At 43.6% G+C, this 19366-nt stretch carries 21 protein-coding genes and 1 pseudogene; 12 read left to right on the plus strand and 10 right to left on the minus strand.

Translation table 11 applies throughout. The features are described from left to right. The first annotated feature begins 618 nt into the window (after positions 1-618). The 4 genes and pseudogenes from ACO1D1_RS10090 to ACO1D1_RS10105 all read left to right on the plus strand — a co-directional run bounded on the left by ACO1D1_RS10090 (position 619) and on the right by ACO1D1_RS10105 (position 5082). Positions 619-1164, plus strand: a complete 546-nt coding sequence (locus tag ACO1D1_RS10090; RefSeq protein ID WP_423335838.1) for an NfeD family protein — start codon at positions 619-621, stop codon at positions 1162-1164. 18 nt (positions 1165-1182) lie between these two features. Further along, entirely contained in the window at positions 1183-2703 is a 1521-nt protein-coding gene (locus ACO1D1_RS10095) for an SPFH domain-containing protein (RefSeq protein WP_423335839.1), read from the plus strand. A gap of 319 nt (positions 2704-3022) precedes the next feature. Beyond that, positions 3023-3731, plus strand: a pseudogene (locus ACO1D1_RS10100) (response regulator transcription factor). Further along, the gene (locus tag ACO1D1_RS10105; protein ID WP_423335840.1) at positions 3709-5082 is read left to right on the plus strand and encodes an ATP-binding protein; all 1374 of its coding nucleotides are present in this window, start codon (positions 3709-3711) and stop codon (positions 5080-5082) included. The pseudogene ACO1D1_RS10100 and the gene ACO1D1_RS10105 overlap by 23 nt, the downstream one beginning before the upstream one ends. Before the next feature lie 32 nt (positions 5083-5114). Here the strand turns inward: ACO1D1_RS10105 and ACO1D1_RS10110 are convergent, their stop codons facing one another. The 5 genes from ACO1D1_RS10110 to ACO1D1_RS10130 form a co-directional block, all read right to left on the minus strand. Then, positions 5115-5873: a (S)-benzoin forming benzil reductase gene (locus tag ACO1D1_RS10110; protein ID WP_423335841.1), complete on the minus strand. Its 759-nt coding sequence runs from the start codon at positions 5871-5873 to the stop codon at positions 5115-5117. Positions 5874-6012: 139 nt separating this feature from the next. Continuing rightward, positions 6013-6756 (minus strand): ATP-binding cassette domain-containing protein, encoded by a 744-nt coding sequence (locus ACO1D1_RS10115; protein WP_423335842.1) that lies wholly within the window; start codon positions 6754-6756, stop codon positions 6013-6015. Continuing rightward, on the minus strand, positions 6753-7451 hold the full coding sequence (locus tag ACO1D1_RS10120) for an ABC transporter permease (RefSeq protein WP_423335843.1): 699 nt from the start codon (positions 7449-7451) through the stop codon (positions 6753-6755). The genes ACO1D1_RS10115 and ACO1D1_RS10120 overlap by 4 nt, the downstream gene beginning before the upstream one ends. 32 nt (positions 7452-7483) lie before the next feature. Beyond that, on the minus strand, positions 7484-8353 hold the full coding sequence (locus ACO1D1_RS10125) for a substrate-binding domain-containing protein (RefSeq protein WP_423335844.1): 870 nt from the start codon (positions 8351-8353) through the stop codon (positions 7484-7486). Then, positions 8350-9294, minus strand: a complete 945-nt coding sequence (locus ACO1D1_RS10130; RefSeq protein WP_423335845.1) for a substrate-binding domain-containing protein — start codon at positions 9292-9294, stop codon at positions 8350-8352. The genes ACO1D1_RS10125 and ACO1D1_RS10130 overlap by 4 nt, the downstream gene beginning before the upstream one ends. Positions 9295-9534: 240 nt before the next feature. Here ACO1D1_RS10130 and ACO1D1_RS10135 point away from each other — a divergent pair, with 240 nt between their 5' ends. Further along, complete coding sequence (locus tag ACO1D1_RS10135) at positions 9535-10197, plus strand: FMN-dependent NADH-azoreductase (RefSeq protein WP_423335846.1); 663 nt, start codon at positions 9535-9537, stop codon at positions 10195-10197. Between the two features lie 37 nt (positions 10198-10234). On the opposite strand, the gene ACO1D1_RS10140 is transcribed toward ACO1D1_RS10135, so the two are convergent. Beyond that, on the minus strand, positions 10235-11017 hold the full coding sequence (locus ACO1D1_RS10140) for an undecaprenyl-diphosphate phosphatase (RefSeq protein ID WP_423335847.1): 783 nt from the start codon (positions 11015-11017) through the stop codon (positions 10235-10237). A 162-nt stretch (positions 11018-11179) separates the two neighbouring features. Between ACO1D1_RS10140 and ACO1D1_RS10145 the strand changes: the two genes are divergently transcribed. Next, positions 11180-11944 (plus strand): DUF4931 domain-containing protein, encoded by a 765-nt coding sequence (locus tag ACO1D1_RS10145; RefSeq protein WP_423335848.1) that lies wholly within the window; start codon positions 11180-11182, stop codon positions 11942-11944. Positions 11945-12034: 90 nt separating this feature from the next. Beyond that, positions 12035-13204: an FtsW/RodA/SpoVE family cell cycle protein gene (locus ACO1D1_RS10150; protein ID WP_423335849.1), complete on the plus strand. Its 1170-nt coding sequence runs from the start codon at positions 12035-12037 to the stop codon at positions 13202-13204. A gap of 135 nt (positions 13205-13339) precedes the next feature. Here ACO1D1_RS10150 and ACO1D1_RS10155 read toward each other — a convergent pair whose 3' ends face one another. After that, positions 13340-14308, minus strand: coding sequence for an ABC transporter substrate-binding protein (locus ACO1D1_RS10155; RefSeq protein ID WP_423335850.1), 969 nt, complete (start codon positions 14306-14308; stop codon positions 13340-13342). 188 nt (positions 14309-14496) lie between these two features. Between ACO1D1_RS10155 and ACO1D1_RS10160 the strand changes: the two genes are divergently transcribed. The 5 genes from ACO1D1_RS10160 to ACO1D1_RS10180 are packed head-to-tail and all read left to right on the plus strand — an operon-like array spanning position 14497 to position 18409. Beyond that, positions 14497-15501: a FecCD family ABC transporter permease gene (locus tag ACO1D1_RS10160; RefSeq protein WP_423335851.1), complete on the plus strand. Its 1005-nt coding sequence runs from the start codon at positions 14497-14499 to the stop codon at positions 15499-15501. Beyond that, positions 15498-16553, plus strand: coding sequence for a FecCD family ABC transporter permease (locus ACO1D1_RS10165; protein ID WP_423335852.1), 1056 nt, complete (start codon positions 15498-15500; stop codon positions 16551-16553). The genes ACO1D1_RS10160 and ACO1D1_RS10165 overlap by 4 nt, the downstream gene beginning before the upstream one ends. A gap of 36 nt (positions 16554-16589) precedes the next feature. After that, the gene (locus ACO1D1_RS10170; RefSeq protein WP_423335853.1) at positions 16590-17408 is read left to right on the plus strand and encodes an ABC transporter ATP-binding protein; all 819 of its coding nucleotides are present in this window, start codon (positions 16590-16592) and stop codon (positions 17406-17408) included. Further along, on the plus strand, positions 17401-18198 hold the full coding sequence (fhuF, locus tag ACO1D1_RS10175; protein ID WP_423335854.1) for a siderophore-iron reductase FhuF: 798 nt from the start codon (positions 17401-17403) through the stop codon (positions 18196-18198). Before ACO1D1_RS10170 ends, fhuF begins: the two co-directional genes overlap by 8 nt. Further along, positions 18158-18409, plus strand: a complete 252-nt coding sequence (locus ACO1D1_RS10180) for a DUF2573 family protein (RefSeq protein ID WP_423335913.1) — start codon at positions 18158-18160, stop codon at positions 18407-18409. The genes fhuF and ACO1D1_RS10180 overlap by 41 nt, the downstream gene beginning before the upstream one ends. 36 nt (positions 18410-18445) lie before the next feature. On the opposite strand, the gene ACO1D1_RS10185 is transcribed toward ACO1D1_RS10180, so the two are convergent. The 3 genes from ACO1D1_RS10185 to ACO1D1_RS10195 all read right to left on the minus strand — a co-directional run bounded on the left by ACO1D1_RS10185 (position 18446) and on the right by ACO1D1_RS10195 (position 19329). Then, complete coding sequence (locus tag ACO1D1_RS10185) at positions 18446-18784, minus strand: spore coat protein (RefSeq protein ID WP_149871501.1); 339 nt, start codon at positions 18782-18784, stop codon at positions 18446-18448. A 15-nt stretch (positions 18785-18799) separates the two neighbouring features. After that, positions 18800-19093: a hypothetical protein gene (locus ACO1D1_RS10190; RefSeq protein WP_149871500.1), complete on the minus strand. Its 294-nt coding sequence runs from the start codon at positions 19091-19093 to the stop codon at positions 18800-18802. A 104-nt stretch (positions 19094-19197) separates the two neighbouring features. Continuing rightward, positions 19198-19329 (minus strand): YuzL family protein, encoded by a 132-nt coding sequence (locus tag ACO1D1_RS10195; RefSeq protein ID WP_149871499.1) that lies wholly within the window; start codon positions 19327-19329, stop codon positions 19198-19200. Positions 19330-19366 lie beyond the last annotated feature (37 nt).

Below are 19366 nucleotides of genomic sequence, written 5' to 3' on the forward strand. Positions count from 1 at the left end.
GACGGGCGGCGGTCTACGTGACCGTATATGTAAGAAAGAACCCCAACCGGTAAATGAAAACAGGTTACATTGACCCAAACAGGAAAAAAGAAGCCCAATCGGTAAATGAAAACAGGTTACATTGACAAAAAGAGGAAAAAAGAACCCCGACCGGTAAATGAAAGCAGGTTTCATTGACCCAAAGAGGAAAAAAGAAGCCCGAACGGTAAATGAAACCAGGTTACATTGACCACCAGAGAAAAAAAGAACCCCGAACGGTAAATGAAACCAGGTTACATTGACCAACAGAGGAAAAAAGAACCCCGACCAGTAAATGAAAGGCTCCCCTGCCACTTATACAAAAAGAAAGTTACCCTTTTAGTAGTCCAAAACCCCAAATGTTTTTACAACCACTGCAATTGTCCGTAAGTTGTCGAAGATTGTTCTGTTTCTTATTGCCAAAAAATGATAAAATTGTCTTATGTATGAAACCTTTTACCTGTTCATCCGTATTACCTATTATACATAACCCAAAGTAAGGGAAGGATGCACCATGCTTGAGTTCTCATGAAATCCCAAACCCAAAGTTCACTTTCCTTTGTCTTCTTTTTACCATAATTAAAAAAAGGATGGATGCACATGGAAACTTTCGGCATGCCATTAGAAACGATTTATTTGTATGGATTAATCATTTCGGGTGTATTAACGGTTTTATATGTTTTATTTGCGGATGTGTTTCATTTTCACGGAGCTGGGGACGGCGGGCTGCACTTCCTTAATCCGGTCCTGATTTTTGCCTTCGTGACCATACTGTCTGCGAGCGGCTATTTGTTTGAAAGAATGTCATCATTACATTATTTCCTCATTCTAGCCATCTCGGCAGTCATCGCTTTTATTGTTGTTACATTATTAAATGTCTTTGTGCTCGTACCGTTGTCTTCTGCAGAGGAGTCACTTGTATATAAAGAATCTGATTTACAAGGCCGGGTGGGGACGGTTATTACCGCCATTCCTGCCGATGGTTTTGGCGAAGTGATGATTGACAGTACGAGCGGCAGAATTGCCAAACCGGCTTCAAGCTTTGATGGCGACGAGATTCCAAATGGCACCAATGTCCTTGTGGTCCAGGTGAAAAATGGAGTTCTCGAAGTAACCGTTCACCATCAACTAGAGAGCTATATTTAAAGAGGGGGGTTTTAAGGAATGGAATTTAATGTTATTTGGATTATTATCGGAATTGTCGCACTTATTTTAATTGCACTAATCGGTGTTTTTGTTACAAAGTACAGAACCGCTGGGCCGGACGAGGCACTCATCGTAACGGGAAGCTTCCTTGGAAGCGGTAATACCCACGTGGACGAATCAGGCAATAAAGTTAAAATCATCCGCGGCGGCGGTAGCTTTATTTTACCAGTATTCCAACAGGCAAAACCGCTAAGCTTGCTATCTAGTAAACTAGAAGTTACTACACCTGAGGTTTACACTGAGCAGGGTGTGCCGGTCATGGCTGATGGTGTCGCGATTATCAAAATTGGCGGTTCAATTAGCGAAATTGCAACGGCTGCTGAACAATTCCTTGGCAAGCCAAAGGACGACCGTGAAAATGAAGCAAAAGAAGTTCTAGAGGGCCATTTACGATCGATTCTCGGCTCGATGACGGTGGAAGAAATTTATAAAAATCGCGATAAATTTTCACAAGAAGTGCAAAGGGTGGCATCACAAGACCTTGCAAAAATGGGTCTAGTTATTGTATCTTTCACGATTAAAGATGTCCGTGATAAAAATGGTTACCTGGATTCCCTTGGTAAACCGCGTATTGCTCAGGTGAAACGTGATGCGGATATTGCCACAGCAGAAGCGGAAAAGGAAACCCGGATCAAGAAGGCGGAGGCAGCCAAGGAAGCGAAGAAAAGTGAATTAGAGCGGGCAACGGAAATCGCGGAAGCTGAGAAAATCAATCAGTTGAAAATTGCAGAATTCCGCCGCGAGCAGGACATCGCAAAGGCAAAAGCCGACCAAGCATATGACTTAGAAAGTGCTAGAGCGAAGCAGGATGTAACGGAACAAGAAATGCAAGTTAAGATCATTGAGAGACAAAAACAGATTGAGTTAGAAGAAAAAGAAATTCAGCGCCGCGAACGTCAATATGATTCCGAAGTGAAGAAGAAAGCCGACGCTGACCGTTATTCTGTTGAGCAATCAGCAGCAGCGAATAAGGCGAGAGAAATGGCGGAAGCGGAGGCCAATAAATACCGGATCGAAGCGATGGCAAAAGCGGAAGCAGAGCGGATTCGTCTCGACGGTCTTGCCAAAGCAGAAGCACAAAAGGCACAGGGTTCAACCGAAGCAGAAATAATCCGCTTAAAAGGTTTGGCCGAAGCGGAAGCGAAGGAAAAGATTGCCGAAGCGTTCGAGCAATTCGGTCAAGCAGCAATTCTCGATATGGTCATCAAAATGCTTCCTGAATACGCGAAGCAAGTGGCAGCTCCATTATCCAATATCGATAAAATCACCGTGGTCGACACAGGCGGCGGCTCTGGTGAAAATGGCGGGGCCAATAAGATTACCAGCTATGCCACCAATCTAATGGCCAGTTTGCAGGAGTCATTAAAAGCATCAAGCGGAATCGATGTCAAAGAGCTCATCGAAAACTATTCCGGTAAAGGCAATGTCCGCAGAAGCATAGAAGAACTGACAGAAGAGGTAAAAAAGAAAGACGAATAAATCCAGAAAAATCCTTATCGAAACCGATAAGGATTTTTTTTATAAAAAAATTGGGCACCCCGCCGTTCGGAGTACCCTTGTTATAAAAAAAGAGAGAGGTTAAATTTGGGATGAGTGATGGTCATTCATGAACCATGTACTGCATCAAAGAGCGGATCACTCAAAACTTGGGGGTCTCGAGGGAACCACTCTTTCTTACCTACAAATACATCTTAGCGGGAAAAATTGAAGATGTTATGAGGATTTTGTGGTGAATTTGTGAAGTTACAAAAATCACAGACCCAAGATGATATAGTAAGGGTATGGGGAGTGGTGATTCATGAAGATTTTATTAGTAGACGATGAACGTAGAATCATAGAAGTTCTCGAAGCCTACCTAGAGAGAAGGCTATGAAATTCATAGCGCTGATAATGGAATTGACGCCTTGAAAAAGGCCAAGACAATCAATCCTGACCTCATTATACTAGACTTAATGCTGCCTGATATTTCCGGTGAAGAGGTCTGCCGTTTAGTACGAAAAGAATCGGATGTACCGATCCTGATGCTGACTGCGAAATCGGCTGAAGACGACCGCATCAACGGTATTGTTATGGGGGCCGACGACTATTTAACGAAGCCATTCAGCCCGCGGGAAGTAGTCGTCCGCGTTCAAGCGATTTTAAGACGGGTGAAAAAGACAGAAAAGGTTGAACGGCTAGAATTCAACGGCAAGAAACTAGCGATTGATTTAATCAAAAAAGAAGTAACTGTAAACGGTGAGGATATTACCTTAACACCAATTGAATATAAATTGTTAACCAATATGGCGGTGAATCCGGGGCGGGTTTACAGCCGGATGGACCTGCTCGAAAAAATTCAAGATGAAGGTATGTATTATGAAGGCTATGAACGGAGTGTCGATACCCATATTAAAAACCTCCGCAAAAAAATCGAATCCGATTCGCGGCAGCCGGATTTTATCGTGACCGTATTTGGAATGGGCTATAAATTTGGAGGGGTACTAGATGCTGCAAACACTCCGGTCTAAGATTCTATTTTATCTAGTCCTCATCTCGATGATCGGGATTGTCATTGTCAGCTTTTTTATCCAGTATGGCTTTGAAGAAAGTTTTAATAGTTATTTAGACCGGAATCGCGAGAAAAAGATTGATCGGATTATCACCGAAATTGAAAAGGATTATCGGAAAAATGGTCATTTTACCAGCAGCCCAGTGTATGGATTGCTGCATGAACATGCGATGACCGATCAGCTATATTTCCAATTGTATGATCGATACGGGCAAATTCAAATGGATTCGTCCAATATTCGCGGCATGCTGAACAGCTTTGGTTTAACGGAACCGGAGCCTGATGGGGAAGAGTGGCACTCCAAAACCTATACGCTGAAGGTTGACAATGCCGTTATTGGCAAATTAGTGGCCATTTATCCTGAAGGCTTGATAGATGATGAATACACGTTTATCCAAACGATCCAATTATACATCTTGGCGGCCGTGTGCTTAACGATCGTGTTAGCGATAGTGTTTAGCATGGTTTTTTCAAAAAAGTTAACCTCCGGCTTGAAAAAGCTGTCGTTCGCAGCCGGCGAGCTCCAGCAGCACAACCTAGATATTCGCATCCCGCTATCAGGGCTGCCCGCTGAGGTAAAACAGATTGCCATTTCCTTCAATAACCTGGCCGAATCGCTGGCAAAGGAAGAAAAGCTGCGGAAGCAATTTACCGGTGACCTGGCCCACGAGCTGCGGACACCGCTTGCTACATTAAGAAGCCAATTTGAAGCCTTTCAGGACGGGATTTGGCAACCGACCCCGCAGCGTTTACAGGTCAGTCACGAAGAGCTGATGCGCTTAGTCCGGTTAGTGAACGAGTTAGAAAAGTTGCTTGCTGCTGAGAACCCGCAAATTAAGCTGGAAAAAATCGAGCTCGAAGCAGGAAGCGTATTGGCTGCATTATGGGAAATGTTCTCACCTATTTTTAAAGAAAAGGGCGTTGGGCTGCAGATTGAGGAACCGACACAGGAAGAAATGTTTACAGCGGACAAGGACCGCTTGATGCAAGTTCTTTCCAACGTTCTGAATAATGCCCTAAAATACACACCAGAGGGAAAGACCGTCACGATTTCGATGGTTACGGAAATGGAAGGCTATGTCGGCTTCAAGATTCAAGACGAAGGCCTGGGAATGAACGAGGAGGACATCCCGCATATTTTCGAGCGCTTCTACCGCGGCGACAAATCCCGTGACCGCAAAACCGGCGGTGTCGGCATCGGCCTTTCAATCGTCAAAGCGTTAATGGATGCCCATAAAGGTGTCATCAAAGTAAAGAGCAGATTGAATAAGGGAACCAGCATTACCTTGTGGTTTCCTCAGGAAGATTAAGAAGGCCGCTCAACTTCGAGCGGCCTTTCAGTTTATTTTAACAGCTCTTTAATAGTGTACACCCTTCCACTTTCAACATTCCCGCTTAGAACGAGGTCTACTAAAGCATTAGCGACGACATCTGCCTGCAATAACATGTTCTTTTCCTTGTATTCCTTGAATTGGTCGAGATCTTTAAACGCTTCCTTGCTGGACGAGCGGATGGTTTCTTGCATGTTCGTATCCATCACCCCTGGGCTGAAAGCGATAATGGTGTTGTGTGTGTTCATTTCCGCCTGCTCAATCGCGGCCGTTTGGGTGAACATGTTTAACCCGGCCTTCGAGCTGCAATAGACACTCCAGCCTTCGACCGAGCGCACCGCTGCACCGGATGTAACGTTAACCACCGTTACCTTCGTGTTGGTTAACTGTGCCTTGCTGAAAAATAAATTGGTAATCAGAATCGGTGCGATTAAATTGACCTGGATGTTTCCAATGACCGGAGTTTGATCCAAATGACCGACCTTTTGGATCGGTTCAATCATGCCGGCATTATTAAATAGTAGAATTTCCTGCGGATTTTTTTGAAAAATACAATGGGCAATCTCCATAAAGACTTCCTGGACTTCCTTTTCTAAAGAAAGGTTGCAGGAAAAGTGTTTATAATCGATTCCTTGCTCAGCGGCAAGGCGTTTGATTTCTGTATTCTCTGTCCGTGAAACTGAAACGACCGCGATTTGTTCGCGAATCAGCCGCTTTGCAACCGCTTCACCCAGACCTTTTGATGCTCCCGTAATGATGGCGTATTTCATAATAAAATTCCCCCTTAGAACCCAGTAACTTCTATACTTTCATTTTATGCTCCACGGATTTTTAAAGCAAATATTGTGTTACCTTGGATTTTTCCATCCTGTACAACTATAAAAAAAAGCAGCTCCAACTGGAACTGCATCAACGTGCTAAGGGATAAAATTTCTTCCACTCGTTTAGGAAGGAGGCGGTGGAAGAATTAGGATGTTCAAGGACCCGAGGGGTGGGTCCGGATTGCTTTACTTCACCATTTACAATAATCGCCAGCCGAGTCGTCAGGTAATTAATTTCCATCAAATCATGGCTGACAAATACAGCCGTTGTTTGGGAAGCTTCGATAATACCTTTGAAATCTTCCATTAATTTAATTTTGGTCGGAAAATCTAAAGCTGAAAAGGGCTCATCCAGAAACAGAATCTCCGGTTCAACAATCATCGCACGGGCCAAATTGACCCGCTGTGCCTCACCGCCGGATAAATAAAGCGCATTTTTTTTCGCCAAGTGGCTGATGCCAAATAGCTCCATCCAATGGGCGACTTTTTCCTTAATAGCCTGTTTGGGAATCTTCCTTAGTTTAAGGCCGATCGCAATGTTATGAAAAACGGTTCCATCCAATAACAATGATTGCTGCAGAGCAATCGAGAACCGCCTCCGTATATCCAGCGGGGCAGTACCTTTAGGAATTACCTCACCGCGATAAAGGAAATCACCGCTCGTTTGCTGGTCAAGCAGCGCTAATAGCTTTAGCAGCGTGCTTTTTCCGGCCCCGTTCGGCCCCATCATACCAAGAAATTCACCATTGTAAATTTGAAATGAAGGAATATCAAGAATCATTTTCTGATGGGCATGAAAGGTAACGTTTTTTAGCTCAATTAACGGGTTCATGATATCCGCTTCCTTTGCTGTAAAAATGTTAATCCGGCCGTAATCAACAGGGCAACCGACAATAAGATGAAGGAAAGGGCAAGGGCGATATCAAAGTTCCCTTTCGATACTTCCATCACAATCGTCGTGGTTAAAATTCGGGTGTCACCCTGAATATTGCCGCCAACCATCATTGCGGCGCCAACTTCGGCGATCACGCGGCCAAAGCCCGCCATAATCGCCGCCAGAATGGCAATTTTTAATTGTTTGATCAGAATCATCAATGTTTGCAGCCTTGTTGCGCCTAATGCTTTAATTTGCAGCAGCATCTTATCGCTGATTTGCTGGAATGCGGTGCATGTCAGGCTCGTCACAATGGGCAGACTGACCAATACTTGTGCCATGACAATCGCTGTCGGTGAATAAAGCAGGGTAAGATCGCCAAGCGGACCGGAGCGCCACAACAGCATTGTGATCCACAGTCCGGCAACAACAGGCGGCAGGCCCATGCCGATATTGATAAACAATAATAGGACTCTACGACCCTTGAATCTAGTTAATCCGAGTAAAATGCCCAGCGGCAATCCTATCAGGGTGCTAATCAGAATGGAAATGAGACAGACCTTAAGTGTCAGCCAGGTAATCGCAAAAATTTCCGGGTCGCCGGTTAAGATCATTTCAATTGCTTTCTTCAGTCCATCTACTAGCAGCTCCATAAACGTTTTGCCTCCGGGATTTCTTTTAAAAATTACTCAGTATACTTAAAAAATAACGATTGACCGTATTCTTTCTTACCGAACTCTTCAATCACATCTTGCGTTTTTGCATCTATCATAAATTCTACAAATTTTTCGCCATCTTTGCTATTCACTTTATCATGTTTTTCAGGATTTACTTGCATAACGTGATAGATATTCATTAAATCATTGCCGCCTTCAACGACAATCTTCAATGTATCCAAATTCTTTTCTTGCGCCAGCCATGTTGCCCGGTCTGTTAACACATACCCTTTTTTCTCAGCTGCTACTTGTAAGGTTTGTCCCATTCCTTGGCCAGTTGATACGTACCAATCACCTGCAGGTTGAATATTTTCTGCAGTCCAAATGCCTAATTCTTTTTTATGTGTACCGGAGTCGTCGCCGCGTGAAACGAAAGTAGCCTTCGTGTCAGCCAATGTTTTGAATGCAGCTTTAATGTCATCGCCGCTTACGCCTGCTGGATTGTCTTTTGGTCCAACTAAAATAAAGTCGTTATACATCACGCGTTTGTAGTTAATCGCATCGCCGGCATCGACGACTGCCTTTTCGGCTGCTGGAGCATGAACAAGAAGGGCGTCAGCTTCACCTTTCGTACCCATTTCTAATGCCTGGCCAGTTCCAACTGCAATCGTTTTTACTTTCACATTATTTTCTTCTTCAAACATTGGAATTAAGACATCAAGCAATCCGCTGTCCTGTGTACTCGTAGTCGTTGCCAAAATCATTTCTGTTGGAGCTGGTTTCTCAGCAGGCTTCTTTTTCTCTTTTGCGGCAGCATCTTTTGTGTCAGCGCTTCCGCAAGCTGATAAAACTAGAAGCATCAATGCAAATAGTGCGATTAAAAAGCGATTTTTTCTCATCGTAGTAGTTCCTCCGTTTGACTTGTTTGATAGACTATTTTTCCTAAATCTTGAATCGTGTAGCCTTCTAAATCATAAAGGCTGTCTTTGAAGCTGGCAGACTGCAGGTATTGAATTAAGTCTGTTAAACTTTGTCTGTTTTCGTCGGTAAAGCGGAATACAAGATCAAACTGTTCCTTCGCTACTGGCACGAAATCAAGTCCTAAGTGGCTGGCAGCCGAATGGATGCCAAAGGTTACATCGGCAATGCCTCTGCTAATGTATGAGGCTGCTGATAAGTGGTTCCATTCTTCATTGCCGTAACCGTTAATTTTACTCGGAGCAATCCCTTGACTTGAAAGCTTGGAATCTAGTAAAAATCTTGTCCCTGACCCTTTCTGGCGGTTAATAAATTGAATGTCCTTTCTGGTGAGGTCAGAAAAATCTAGAATACTCTTTGGATTGCCTTTGGCAACAATAAAACCTTGCTCTCTGACAGCCAATCTCACCACCAAAATAGATTCATAGACAAACAGCTGATGGATAAAGGGCAGATTATACTCTTGTGATGCCGGATCTAATAGATGTACAGCTGCTATATCACATTGCCCGCGGTACAGCATCATTAACCCTTCCAAACTGCCGATGAAAGAAGGCTGAATTTGCAGGTTTAAAGTCTTTGCCGCTTGTTTGGCAAAATGTTCGACAAGAAAATCGTGGCTGCCGGAAAGCCGGATTAACATGTTCGGATTGGTTACCGGGCCAGTTTGTTCTGCCGGAATTTTCTTAGCTGGTGCCTTCATGTTTTCCTTAAATCGTTCAATTTCTACATGCTCAATTCTCATTTTGTTTCCAATTTTAAAGGCCTGCAGCTCGCCTCGTTTAATCAGCTCATAAACCGTATGCTTGGAGATTTGAAAGATTTGCGCGACCTCATCGGGAGTATAAGCCTTTACGTCCATTCGTCACCCTCCTTTTTCCAGTTTTTATTTTATAAAAAGAATATCATACTAACTGTGACTTTTGTTAAGTTTTGTTAAGTTTCGTTTAGTTTTGTTTAGAATTGTCACGAAATGTTCATTGGGAGCAGGAAGATTTCACAATTTCTTCATAAACTTCACTAATTGTTCAATGGTGAGCAAGAACGTTTGTAGTAGTATAGTATTAGTAGAAAAAATTATGGCTAAAGGGAAGGGTTGTACATGTCAAAGTTATTATATATTACGGCGAATCCAAAAAATGACATTAAGCTATCGAAAGGGATGCAGATCGGGGAAGTATTTTTAGAAGAGTTCCAAAAAGCGCAGCCGGATGTAGAGATTGAGCGCTGGCACTTATATGATATGGATATTCCCGATATCGATATGGACCTATTATATGCCCGGGCCAAATTATCGTTTATGGGTTACACGAAAGAGCAGCTGTCAGAAGCAGAACGGACGAAGCTCGAAAACATGCATGAGCTTGCCGATCGCTTTATCGCTGCCGATTATTATGTATTTGTCACACCCATTTGGAACCTTGGCGCCCCATCAATTTTGAAAAAATTCATAGACAACTTATTTATAGTAGAAAAAACATTTACCAATACGGCAGAGGGCCCAAAAGGACTGCTCACCGGCAGAAAAGCGCTCCATATTCAAACACGCGGCGGCATTTACTCAAGCGGACCGATGGTTGAATTTGAAATGGGTGACCGATACCTTCAAAAAGTTTTTAAGTTCCTCGGATTCGAGAGCTTGGACACCGTCATTGCCGAAGGAATGGATCATTTTCCAAAAAAAGTGCCGGAAATCATGGCAAAAGCAAAAGAACAAGCAGCAGAAGCAGCACGAGAGATGGCAAAACAGACGGTATCTCAATAGAAAAAAAGCGGCTCGAGTGGTTCGAGTCGCCTTTTTGTTAAAATTTCCCCGTAAACTGGAAAAACAGCACAATCAGTCCTAATGCCCAAACATATAGTGCAAACGGCTTTAACGAATGGTTCTTCAAGTAGCCGATCATCCATTTGACTGCGACATAACCAAAGACAGCAGAGGCAATAATTCCGACTAGCAGGGCGGATAAAGAGATTTCTTCACCGGCACCTCCAAGTAAATCCTTCGTTTGCAGGACAATCGCTCCCGCTATTGCCGGTGTGGATAACAAGAAAGAGAAGTATGCCGCGGTTTCACGGTCCAACTTCCGCCAAAGGGCGGCAACTATTGTCATTCCTGAGCGGGAGATCGCCGGCATAATCGCAACCGCTTGGAAGGTTCCAATGATAAACGCATCCTTATAGCTGATGTCGTCCATTTTCTTATAGCCATTTTTCGCTGAATCGGCGAGCCACAGAAATAACCCCGTCAGTAAAAACTCCCAGCCAATCGTCACCCCTGTCTTTGAAATTTCATCAATGTAATCCTTAAAGGCCAGTCCGAAAACAACCGCTGGAATCGTCCCAACAATCAGCAAAAAAGTTAATTTGCTGAACGGATTTTTGATGATTTTGACAAACTCATCCTTATAAAAAACAAAGACGGCCAACAGTGTACCGACATGAAGCATCGTATCGAGCAAAAGTCCCGCTTCCTGCAGGCCAAATAAATTTCTTCCTAAATAAAGATGTCCCGTACTGCTGATCGGCAAGAATTCCGTTAGACCTTGAATAATCCCGAGGATAAATGCCTCTAATTTCGTTAACATAAAGTCCCTCTCAATCTTATATTATCGTAAGCCTGTACATTTTAAAGATATGCTCACGGCAACGATTTCATGAAAAGTTCAAGTACTCAAACAAATTAAGTGCAAACTAGCGGTATCCTCCCATAAAATAGGAATAAAGCCTTTTGGAGAGGAGAAACCTGTTTGAATACTAAACATCTGCATTTTAATACGGCAATTGGTGTAAAGAAGCCGGAAAATATTCGAAATAAAGCGCAGGCCTGTCCGTTTTGCGAACGAGACCAGCTGACAGACCTCATCGCCGTCGACGGTCCGATTATTCTTTTGAAAAATAAATACCCTGTATTGGAAAATGCCTATCAAACGGTGTTGATCGAAACGGACGATTGCCATGCCGATTTATCCACCTACTCAAAAGACCATCTACATAGCTTGATTCGATTCGGTCTGCAGCATTGGTTAGAGATGGAGGACAGCGGCGGCTTTCAATCGGTTATTTTTTTCAAAAATCATGGGCCGTTGTCGGGCGGAACACTTGCCCATCCGCATATGCAGATTGTCGGGTTACATGACATTGATTATAAGGAAAAAGTAACCCATGAAATGTTTGAGGGAATCGTTATTGCGGAGGCAGAGGGTGCACGGTTCACTTTATCGACGAAGCCCCGCGTGGGGTTTTATGAATTTAATGTGGAAATGGAGGATTCCGGCTACAAGGAAAAGTTTGCGGAATACCTGCAAATAGCTGTCCACTATATTCTGAATCACTTTCCATTCAAAGCCTCGAGCTACAATGTGTTTTTCCATCATATTGACGATAAAATCTATGCGAAAATTGTTTCCCGATTTGTCACCACTCCGCTATATATCGGATACGGCATTCCACAGGTGCCCAATAATTTAGAATGGATGGCAGGAGAAGTGCGGCGTCTCTATTTTAGTATGTAAATTAAACCATTGACGGGTTATAAGTTGAGATTTGTTGTTTTTAAAAATATAATGGAGGAATGTACAAGTTTTTAGTAAGGTGGAACCTAAATGTCCTCAAACAACAACTCAACGACCAAACTCGATTATAGTCTTGTCTTCATATTATTATTATTGTTCTTAGCCAGCTGTTTAGCGATTTATAGTGCGCAGGCGAGCGGCCAGTATAAGGAGAACTTTTTAATTAAGCAAATTGTCTGGTATGCCGTTGGCGGCGGTATTATTGCAGCCGTTATGACGCTCGATTCGGATCAATTACGGAAGCTCACTTGGTATGCGTACGGATTCGGAATTTTCCTGCTTTGTTTTTTGATTGTGGCACCGCCAAGTATCGCCCCGGTTATCAACGGTGCAAAAAACTGGTTTAAGATTCCCGGAATGGGAACGATCCAGCCATCGGAGTTTGTCAAAATCTTTATTATTCTTGCGCTTGCACGAACGATCGATCAACATCATCAAAAAAATGTGATCAAGACGATTCAAACCGATTTTTGGCTGTTAATCAAGATGGGTATGATTACAATGCTCCCATTAGTGCTAATCATTAAACAGGACTTGGGAACATCGCTCGTCTTTATCGCCATATTAGTCGGAATGATTTTTATCTCCGGCATTTCATGGAAATTGCTTGTACCCATATTTTCTTCAGGGCTTATATTGATTGGAACCGTTTTTTATTTCGTTCTCTGGTATCCTGAATTTTTGGCAAAGTATCTGGGAGTGGGCGAATATCAGCTCCGCAGGATTTATTCATGGCTCGACCCTTATAGCTACCAGGGCACTGATGCCTATCAACTGACGAAATCGCTTCTCGCGATCGGATCCGGGCAAACAGGCGGCAAAGGGTTCGGCAACCGCGAAGTGTATTTACCTGAAAGTCAAACCGACTTTATTTTCAGTGTCGTCGGTGAGGAATACGGCTTTATTGGCGCAAGTGTATTAATCAGTTTATTTTTCCTTTTGATCTACCATATTACAAAGGTAGGGATGGAAACGAAGAATAATTTTTATACGTATATTTGTGTTGGCGTCATCAGCATGATTACCTTTCACGTCTTCCAAAATATCGGCATGACGATCGGTGTCCTGCCAATCACAGGGATCCCGCTTCCGTTTATCAGCTACGGCGGCAGCGCGTTAATGGGCAACATGCTCGCACTAGGCTTAATCTTTTCGATCCGCTACCATTATAAAAAATACATGTTCTCAACAACCGCATAGAACCTTTTTTAAAGAGCGAGGATGACTTCGCTCTTTTTTTGCTGCTTGAAAAAGGGTTTGGCGTAAATAATCCCAAACTCGCGGAATATAAAAAGACCGCCCAACATCAAAAGGCGGTCCATACTGCATGTATATTTATTTTTTCAAAAAGATCTTTTCAATATCGTCAAGCATCAAGTTGGCGGCGAGTACGCCTCCTGCTGTGTTCCAAATCGTATCGCTTACCTTATGAACTTCACCTTTCTTAGCTACCTCAAGGTTCTTGAACAACGGATCATTAATCCATTCTTTCTCTAATTCAGAACCTTTGCCGTCACCCGTTTCATAAGTGAAATAGAAGAGAATATCGCCTTCCATTGCTGGAATCCGTTCTTTGGTTACATTTCTTTCAGCAAAATCATCGACATTTTGACTTTCCGGACGGGCAAAGCCAAGGTCATTTAAGATCACACCGGAGAAGGTATCTTTATGATAAATCCGAACCTCACCGGCCATAAAACGAACCATCGAGACCTTCATATTCTTTTTATCGCCAAGCTTTTCTTTAATGTCAGCAATGCGAGCGTCATATTTTTCAAGGACTTCGTTACCTTTGTCAACTTTATTAAGTGCTTTTGCATATAAATTGAAATTTTCCTTCCAATCACCGCGAAGGGTTTCCGCAAATACGGTTGGTGCAATCGCCTTTAATTGGTCGTAAATTTTTTCCTGACGCATTTTATTACCAATAATTAAATCAGGTTTCAAAGCAGCAATGGCTTCCACGTTTACTTCACTTTCGACACCAACTACTTTTACGTCTTTCATTTTGTCAGCAATATGGTCATACCATGGATCACCAGTAAATGATTTAACGGCTCCAACAGGCGTTACTCCCATAGCTAAAAGAGCTTCCGTTCCTTCATTTGTTAGAATGACGACTCTTTTTGGGGTTCCCTTAATGGTAGTGGATCCCATTGCATGTTCAACAGTATAGGATGTTGCTTCCGTTGTTTTTGGTGCTTCCTTCTTTTCAGCTGTTTTCTCCTCGCCACCGCCGCAGGCAGCTAACAGGAACACTGCCATGATGGAAAGAAGAGAGAGCAGGGTCTTGATTGATTTCATTTTTATGTATCCTCCTAAAGTATGGTGTTGTAATTGATAATCATTTTCAATGACATCCTTATCATAAAATGAAGGGAAGGCGCTGTCAATAACTAATTGAAAATGATTATCAGATTCATTGACAATAGTTATCAATTAGAGATAGACTAAATCTATCAACTAAATAGAAGTAGAAGGGTTTCAAACAGATGCTGTTAAAAAGTACAACATACAAATGGATGGGTTTAATCATCGCTATCATAGCAATGGTTCTGTTAATGTGTGCCAGTGTGATATTCGGCTATACAGATACAAGCTGGCGGACGGCGATCGATTCCTATACGAATTATAATGGCTCAAACGAACATATTATTATTCAGACTGTGAGAATGCCGCGGGCGTTAATTGCGTCAGCAGTAGGGGCAAGTCTCGCGATTGCCGGGGTACTCATGCAAACATTAACAAAAAATCCGCTGGCATCACCGGGAATCTTCGGGATTAATGCCGGGGCGGGTTTTGCGGTGGTCACTGCCGTCACCTTATTTTCGGTCCATGATTTACAGGCCTTCAACGGTCTTGCCTTTCTTGGTGCTGCAGTAGCAGCCATCAGTGTGTATGGAATTGGTTCCTTTGGCCGTGAAGGGTTAACACCGATGAAACTCACATTGGCCGGTGCCGCGATTGGCGCAATGTTTTCTTCCTTCACTCAAGGCCTCCTAGTAGTAGACGAAGCGGCGCTCGAGCAGGTTTTGTTTTGGCTCGCAGGGTCTGTTCAGGGCCGGAAGCTTGAGACACTCATGTCCGTTTTGCCCTATATCGGGCTTGGCTGGGTGGGTGCCGTTCTGATTTCCGGAAAAATGAATATCCTGTCCATGGGGGAAGATGTGGCGAAAGGACTTGGGCTGAATACCGGACTTATAAAAATGGCTATTGGTATCATTGTCATTTTATTAGCGGGCGGATCCGTTGCGGTTGCCGGGCCGATTGGCTTTATCGGGATTGTCGTTCCCCACATTACAAGATCCATCATTGGGATTGATCATCGCTGGGTGATACCGCTATCCGGCGTTTTGGGGGCTATCTTGTTACTCGCAGCAGATATCGCCGCAAGATATATTTTAATGCCGTCTGAAGTACCTGTCGGCGTCATGACGGCCATCATTGGAACTCCATTCTTTATTTACATCGCGAGAAGGGGGTTCAATGGCCGATGAGCAACTATAAAAATTTCCGTCTGTTTAAGGGCAAGCTGTCCTTTTTAATCGATCGAAAAGCGGCCTTTATTTTTACCATCATGCTCCTTGTCACCTTTGCAGTATTTGTGATGAGTACTGGCATTGGAGAGATGAAAATTGATCCGCTGACAGTGGTAAAGGTTTTGTTCGGCGGCGGTCCGGAGATGGAAAAGCTGATTATTACATCATTTCGTCTGCCACGCATTATCGTTGCCTTAATGGTAGGAATGTCGCTTGCAGTCGCGGGTGGTATTTTACAAGGAATGATTCGCAACCCGCTCGCTTCACCGGATGTACTCGGAATTACCGGCGGCGCGGCAGTCGCAGTGGTTGGATTTTTAGCATTCTTTAGTGATAAAAATAATGCCTTAACTGTCAGCATCGCCTGGTTACCGTTAGCTGCCTTCTTAGGCGCAGGGGTTGTCGCTTTCTTAGTCTATTTCCTGGCCTGGAAAAATGGTGTTTCCCCAATTCGGCTTGTCTTGATTGGGATTGGGATATCCACACTCATGCAGGCATTAACGACACTCATGATGATTTTGGGACCCATTTATCAAGCCAGCCAAGCGAATATTTGGATTACCGGCACCGTGTACGGCTCGAATTGGAAAAACGTCGTCACACTCGTTCCATGGACGATTATTTTTCTCATCATTGCCATGGTGGCGGCACGAACTATTAATATTCAAGAGCTTGGTGATGAGATTGCCACCGGTTTAGGCGGCAAAGTGCAAAAACAACGGTTTCTCCTATTAATGATCAGCACTGCGTTAATTGGCAGCTCGGTTGCTTTTGCCGGGGGGATTGGCTTTGTTGGGTTAATGGCGCCGCATATGGCGAGGAGGTTAGTCGGATCATCCTTTGGAGCGCTGCTTCCGACATCCGCACTGCTTGGCGGAATCCTCGTCATGGTTGCTGATTTAATCGGCAGGACGATGTTTTCACCGCTTGAAGTGCCTGCCGGTGTGTTTACCGCCGGAATTGGCGCACCGTATTTTATTTACTTACTCTTTAAAACAAGAAACGCATAGCCTGGAACAACAAGTAGAAAAGGAGCTGGCAAGAAGATGACTGCGATTGAAACGAAGAATTTATCCCTTTCCTATGGAGAGACACTCATCATAAATGAGCTCGATTTGAAAATTCCAAAGGGTGAGATTACCGTTTTTATTGGCGGGAACGGCTGCGGGAAATCGACACTGCTTCGTTCAATCGCCCGTCTCCTTAAGCCAAAAACGGGGGGCGTGCTTTTGGAAGGAAAAGCAATCGCCAAGCTTTCCACAAAGGAAATCGCCAAGAAGATGGCGATTCTGCCCCAGTCTCCATCCGCACCAGAAGGGTTAACCGTCTTGCAGCTCGTGAAGCAAGGGCGCTACCCCCATCAATCATGGTTAAAGCAATGGTCGGAGGAAGACGAGAAAAAGGTGAATGATGCGCTGAAAGCAACAAGGTTGGAGGAATTAAAGGAGAGAACGGTCGATTCTCTTTCCGGCGGACAAAGACAGCGCGCCTGGATTGCGATGACGTTGGCTCAGGATACGGATATCATCCTGTTAGACGAACCAACTACCTACCTGGATATGACTCATCAAATTGAAATTCTTGATTTGCTTTTTGACTTAAATGAAATAAAAAAACGAACGGTTGTCATGGTCCTGCACGACCTCAATCTTGCCTGCCGCTATGCCCATAATGTCGTTGCGATTAAGGACAAGAAGGTTTACGCCCAAGGGAAGCCGGAGCATGTCGTCAATTGCAGCCTTGTTAAGAATGTTTTTGGGATGGATTGTGAAGTGACGATGGATCCGCTATTTGGAACTCCCCTTTGTATCCCATATGGCAAAGGAAGATGTATTTTGGATAAGGCGGTGGCGATGAATGGCTGAATTGTTGACCGAACAAGAATGTGAGCAATTGAAAAAATACAGGTTCACTGACAGCTTGGACCAATCATTTCAAGTAGCTGAGCTCTTAGATCAATCGTTTCTCAAAGATTTTTTAAAAAATGTTTCCCTTGCAATTGGTGCGCCCAATGAAAAAGCAGCGGCTTCTATTTTTATAAAACGTTATGCTTTTTTAGCAGTGGTATCCTTGTATGCGATGACCGCTTGGAATAAAAAGCTGAATGTGTCCCTGGAAAATGTAAAAATGGAGCCAGCCGAACAAGGGGAGAATTGGCTGCCTTTTATTTGTTTTGAAGATACCGCTGTGCAAGAATGGAGTGTAAATGAGAGTCGTTCTGAATGGCGCAATCGTGTTTTAAAGGATCTTTTTGCACATAATATCTATCCAATAATCGTACATTTGGAAAAATCAGTCGGAATCTCAAGGCTGATTTTGTGGGAAAATATTGCAGTATACTTGTTTTGGCTTTATGAAAGCGAATTAAAAGATAGTGAGAATACAAACGTGAAAGACGACTTCCGCTATTTACTTTTAGAAGCAGAAGGGCAATTATTCGGCAGCTATAACCTGAACCCGCTGGTTAAATATTTTTCTGAAAAGACCTATTTAGATGAACGGGAAGAAGAGGTTAGAATCAGAAAAACCTGCTGTTTTTCCTATCAGCTCCCTGCTGGTAAACGCTGCAAGACATGTCCATGCACTCATATAGCTAAAGACGGAAGGTGTCATGATGGAGAAAGTATTTGTGGAACAATTCGAAACCTTGCTTGAAAAGTATAGCGAACTATTAGTGGGGGAAAGTGACGAGGCGGTGAAAGAAAAGGTGAAGGCTTGGGCGTTGTATTCCCATATTGCCAAGTCGATGCCGGCCTTGATCAATCATTGGAGTGCACTATACCCTGAGGCACGGGAAGAAATGAAGCAAATGATTCAGGAAATTAAACAGCTGAATGAAGAGCATCGGAAATCGATGAAAAAGTAAGAAACCGGAGTACTCACGTTCCTCCGGTTTTTTCTCCTACTGCAATGTCCCGCCACTTGGAAATTGGTTGGTATATCCTTGGAACTGCTGATAGGATTGCTGCAGCTTTTGCTGCTCAGCTGCCTCGATTGCATACCAGCCTTTTCTGAACATCAAGTCATATAGGTCGCGCTGGCATTGCTCGGTTTCCGTGAAAATTTGCATAATGTCTTGATAAAGGCCTTGGTGGCTGGCCTCGTGCATGGCCATGCTATAGGAGGTTGTCATATATTTTTCAGTTGTCAGTAAATCATTGATGAAATCACGATCATTCATTTGCGGGGTTTTAGGTACTTGCGTTTCCGGATTTTGAATCTTTTGCTGATTTTGATTCATTGTAACATTCTCCTCTCACTGCATATTATTTAACGGCTGCTGCTGGCTTGCGTGCTGACCTAAGTGTTGAAGAAGCTTCTGGTAATGCTGCTGATGCATTTGACCGCATTTAACGGCAGCTGCCTTTACCTCAGGATCCTGACACTGCTGGGCAAAGAAGTGGGCTTTCTTCGAAGAAAGTAAATTCCACGACATCATGTCGGTTAAATACAGGGAATCCTTTGTTGAAATTACCCCTGGCGGCTGCTGCATTTTCATTTGCTGATTTTGCATGTTCATGTTGGGCATATTCATATTTTGCTGCTGCATCGTGTACCCTCCTAGTTTAAAGTTGTCTCTACGACATTATGGTTTCTCATGCAGGAACTTTTATGCAAAAATAGGGAAAGGCTGAATGCTCAGCCTAACGAATACTATCTCTTGTACTGATTATTCTGGCTGTTTTTTTTGTCCAAGTGAGCCTCTTCATTGCCTGGCCCGCCATTGCCCTTCACACTGGCGGCACTGACGCCTGCTTTGGAAGGATTCTTTTTCATCTTCGCCATCTTTATCACCTCAAAAAATAGGTTGCCCAACGAAGAG

The organism is Neobacillus sp. 19 (assembly GCF_049463095.1).
GTDB lineage: Bacteria > Bacillota > Bacilli > Bacillales > Cytobacillaceae > Neobacillus.

What these genes read in the sequence shown, in the direction of transcription:
- ACO1D1_RS10090 (WP_423335838.1), top strand. Translation starts at nt 619, where the DNA reads ATGGAAACTTTCGGCATGCCATTAGAAACGATTTATTTGTATGGATTA.
- ACO1D1_RS10095 (WP_423335839.1), top strand. Translation starts at nt 1,183, where the DNA reads ATGGAATTTAATGTTATTTGGATTATTATCGGAATTGTCGCACTTATT.
- ACO1D1_RS10105 (WP_423335840.1), top strand. Translation starts at nt 3,709, where the DNA reads ATGCTGCAAACACTCCGGTCTAAGATTCTATTTTATCTAGTCCTCATC.
- ACO1D1_RS10110 (WP_423335841.1), bottom strand. Translation starts at nt 5,873, where the DNA reads ATGAAATACGCCATCATTACGGGAGCATCAAAAGGTCTGGGTGAAGCG.
- ACO1D1_RS10115 (WP_423335842.1), bottom strand. Translation starts at nt 6,756, where the DNA reads ATGAACCCGTTAATTGAGCTAAAAAACGTTACCTTTCATGCCCATCAG.
- ACO1D1_RS10120 (WP_423335843.1), bottom strand. Translation starts at nt 7,451, where the DNA reads ATGGAGCTGCTAGTAGATGGACTGAAGAAAGCAATTGAAATGATCTTA.
- ACO1D1_RS10125 (WP_423335844.1), bottom strand. Translation starts at nt 8,353, where the DNA reads ATGAGAAAAAATCGCTTTTTAATCGCACTATTTGCATTGATGCTTCTA.
- ACO1D1_RS10130 (WP_423335845.1), bottom strand. Translation starts at nt 9,294, where the DNA reads ATGGACGTAAAGGCTTATACTCCCGATGAGGTCGCGCAAATCTTTCAA.
- ACO1D1_RS10135 (WP_423335846.1), top strand. Translation starts at nt 9,535, where the DNA reads ATGTCAAAGTTATTATATATTACGGCGAATCCAAAAAATGACATTAAG.
- ACO1D1_RS10140 (WP_423335847.1), bottom strand. Translation starts at nt 11,017, where the DNA reads ATGTTAACGAAATTAGAGGCATTTATCCTCGGGATTATTCAAGGTCTA.
- ACO1D1_RS10150 (WP_423335849.1), top strand. Translation starts at nt 12,035, where the DNA reads ATGTCCTCAAACAACAACTCAACGACCAAACTCGATTATAGTCTTGTC.
- ACO1D1_RS10155 (WP_423335850.1), bottom strand. Translation starts at nt 14,308, where the DNA reads ATGAAATCAATCAAGACCCTGCTCTCTCTTCTTTCCATCATGGCAGTG.
- ACO1D1_RS10160 (WP_423335851.1), top strand. Translation starts at nt 14,497, where the DNA reads ATGCTGTTAAAAAGTACAACATACAAATGGATGGGTTTAATCATCGCT.
- ACO1D1_RS10165 (WP_423335852.1), top strand. Translation starts at nt 15,498, where the DNA reads ATGAGCAACTATAAAAATTTCCGTCTGTTTAAGGGCAAGCTGTCCTTT.
- ACO1D1_RS10170 (WP_423335853.1), top strand. Translation starts at nt 16,590, where the DNA reads ATGACTGCGATTGAAACGAAGAATTTATCCCTTTCCTATGGAGAGACA.
- fhuF (WP_423335854.1), top strand. Translation starts at nt 17,401, where the DNA reads ATGGCTGAATTGTTGACCGAACAAGAATGTGAGCAATTGAAAAAATAC.
- ACO1D1_RS10180 (WP_423335913.1), top strand. Translation starts at nt 18,158, where the DNA reads ATGGAGAAAGTATTTGTGGAACAATTCGAAACCTTGCTTGAAAAGTAT.
- ACO1D1_RS10185 (WP_149871501.1), bottom strand. Translation starts at nt 18,784, where the DNA reads ATGAATCAAAATCAGCAAAAGATTCAAAATCCGGAAACGCAAGTACCT.
- ACO1D1_RS10190 (WP_149871500.1), bottom strand. Translation starts at nt 19,093, where the DNA reads ATGCAGCAGCAAAATATGAATATGCCCAACATGAACATGCAAAATCAG.
- ACO1D1_RS10195 (WP_149871499.1), bottom strand. Translation starts at nt 19,329, where the DNA reads ATGGCGAAGATGAAAAAGAATCCTTCCAAAGCAGGCGTCAGTGCCGCC.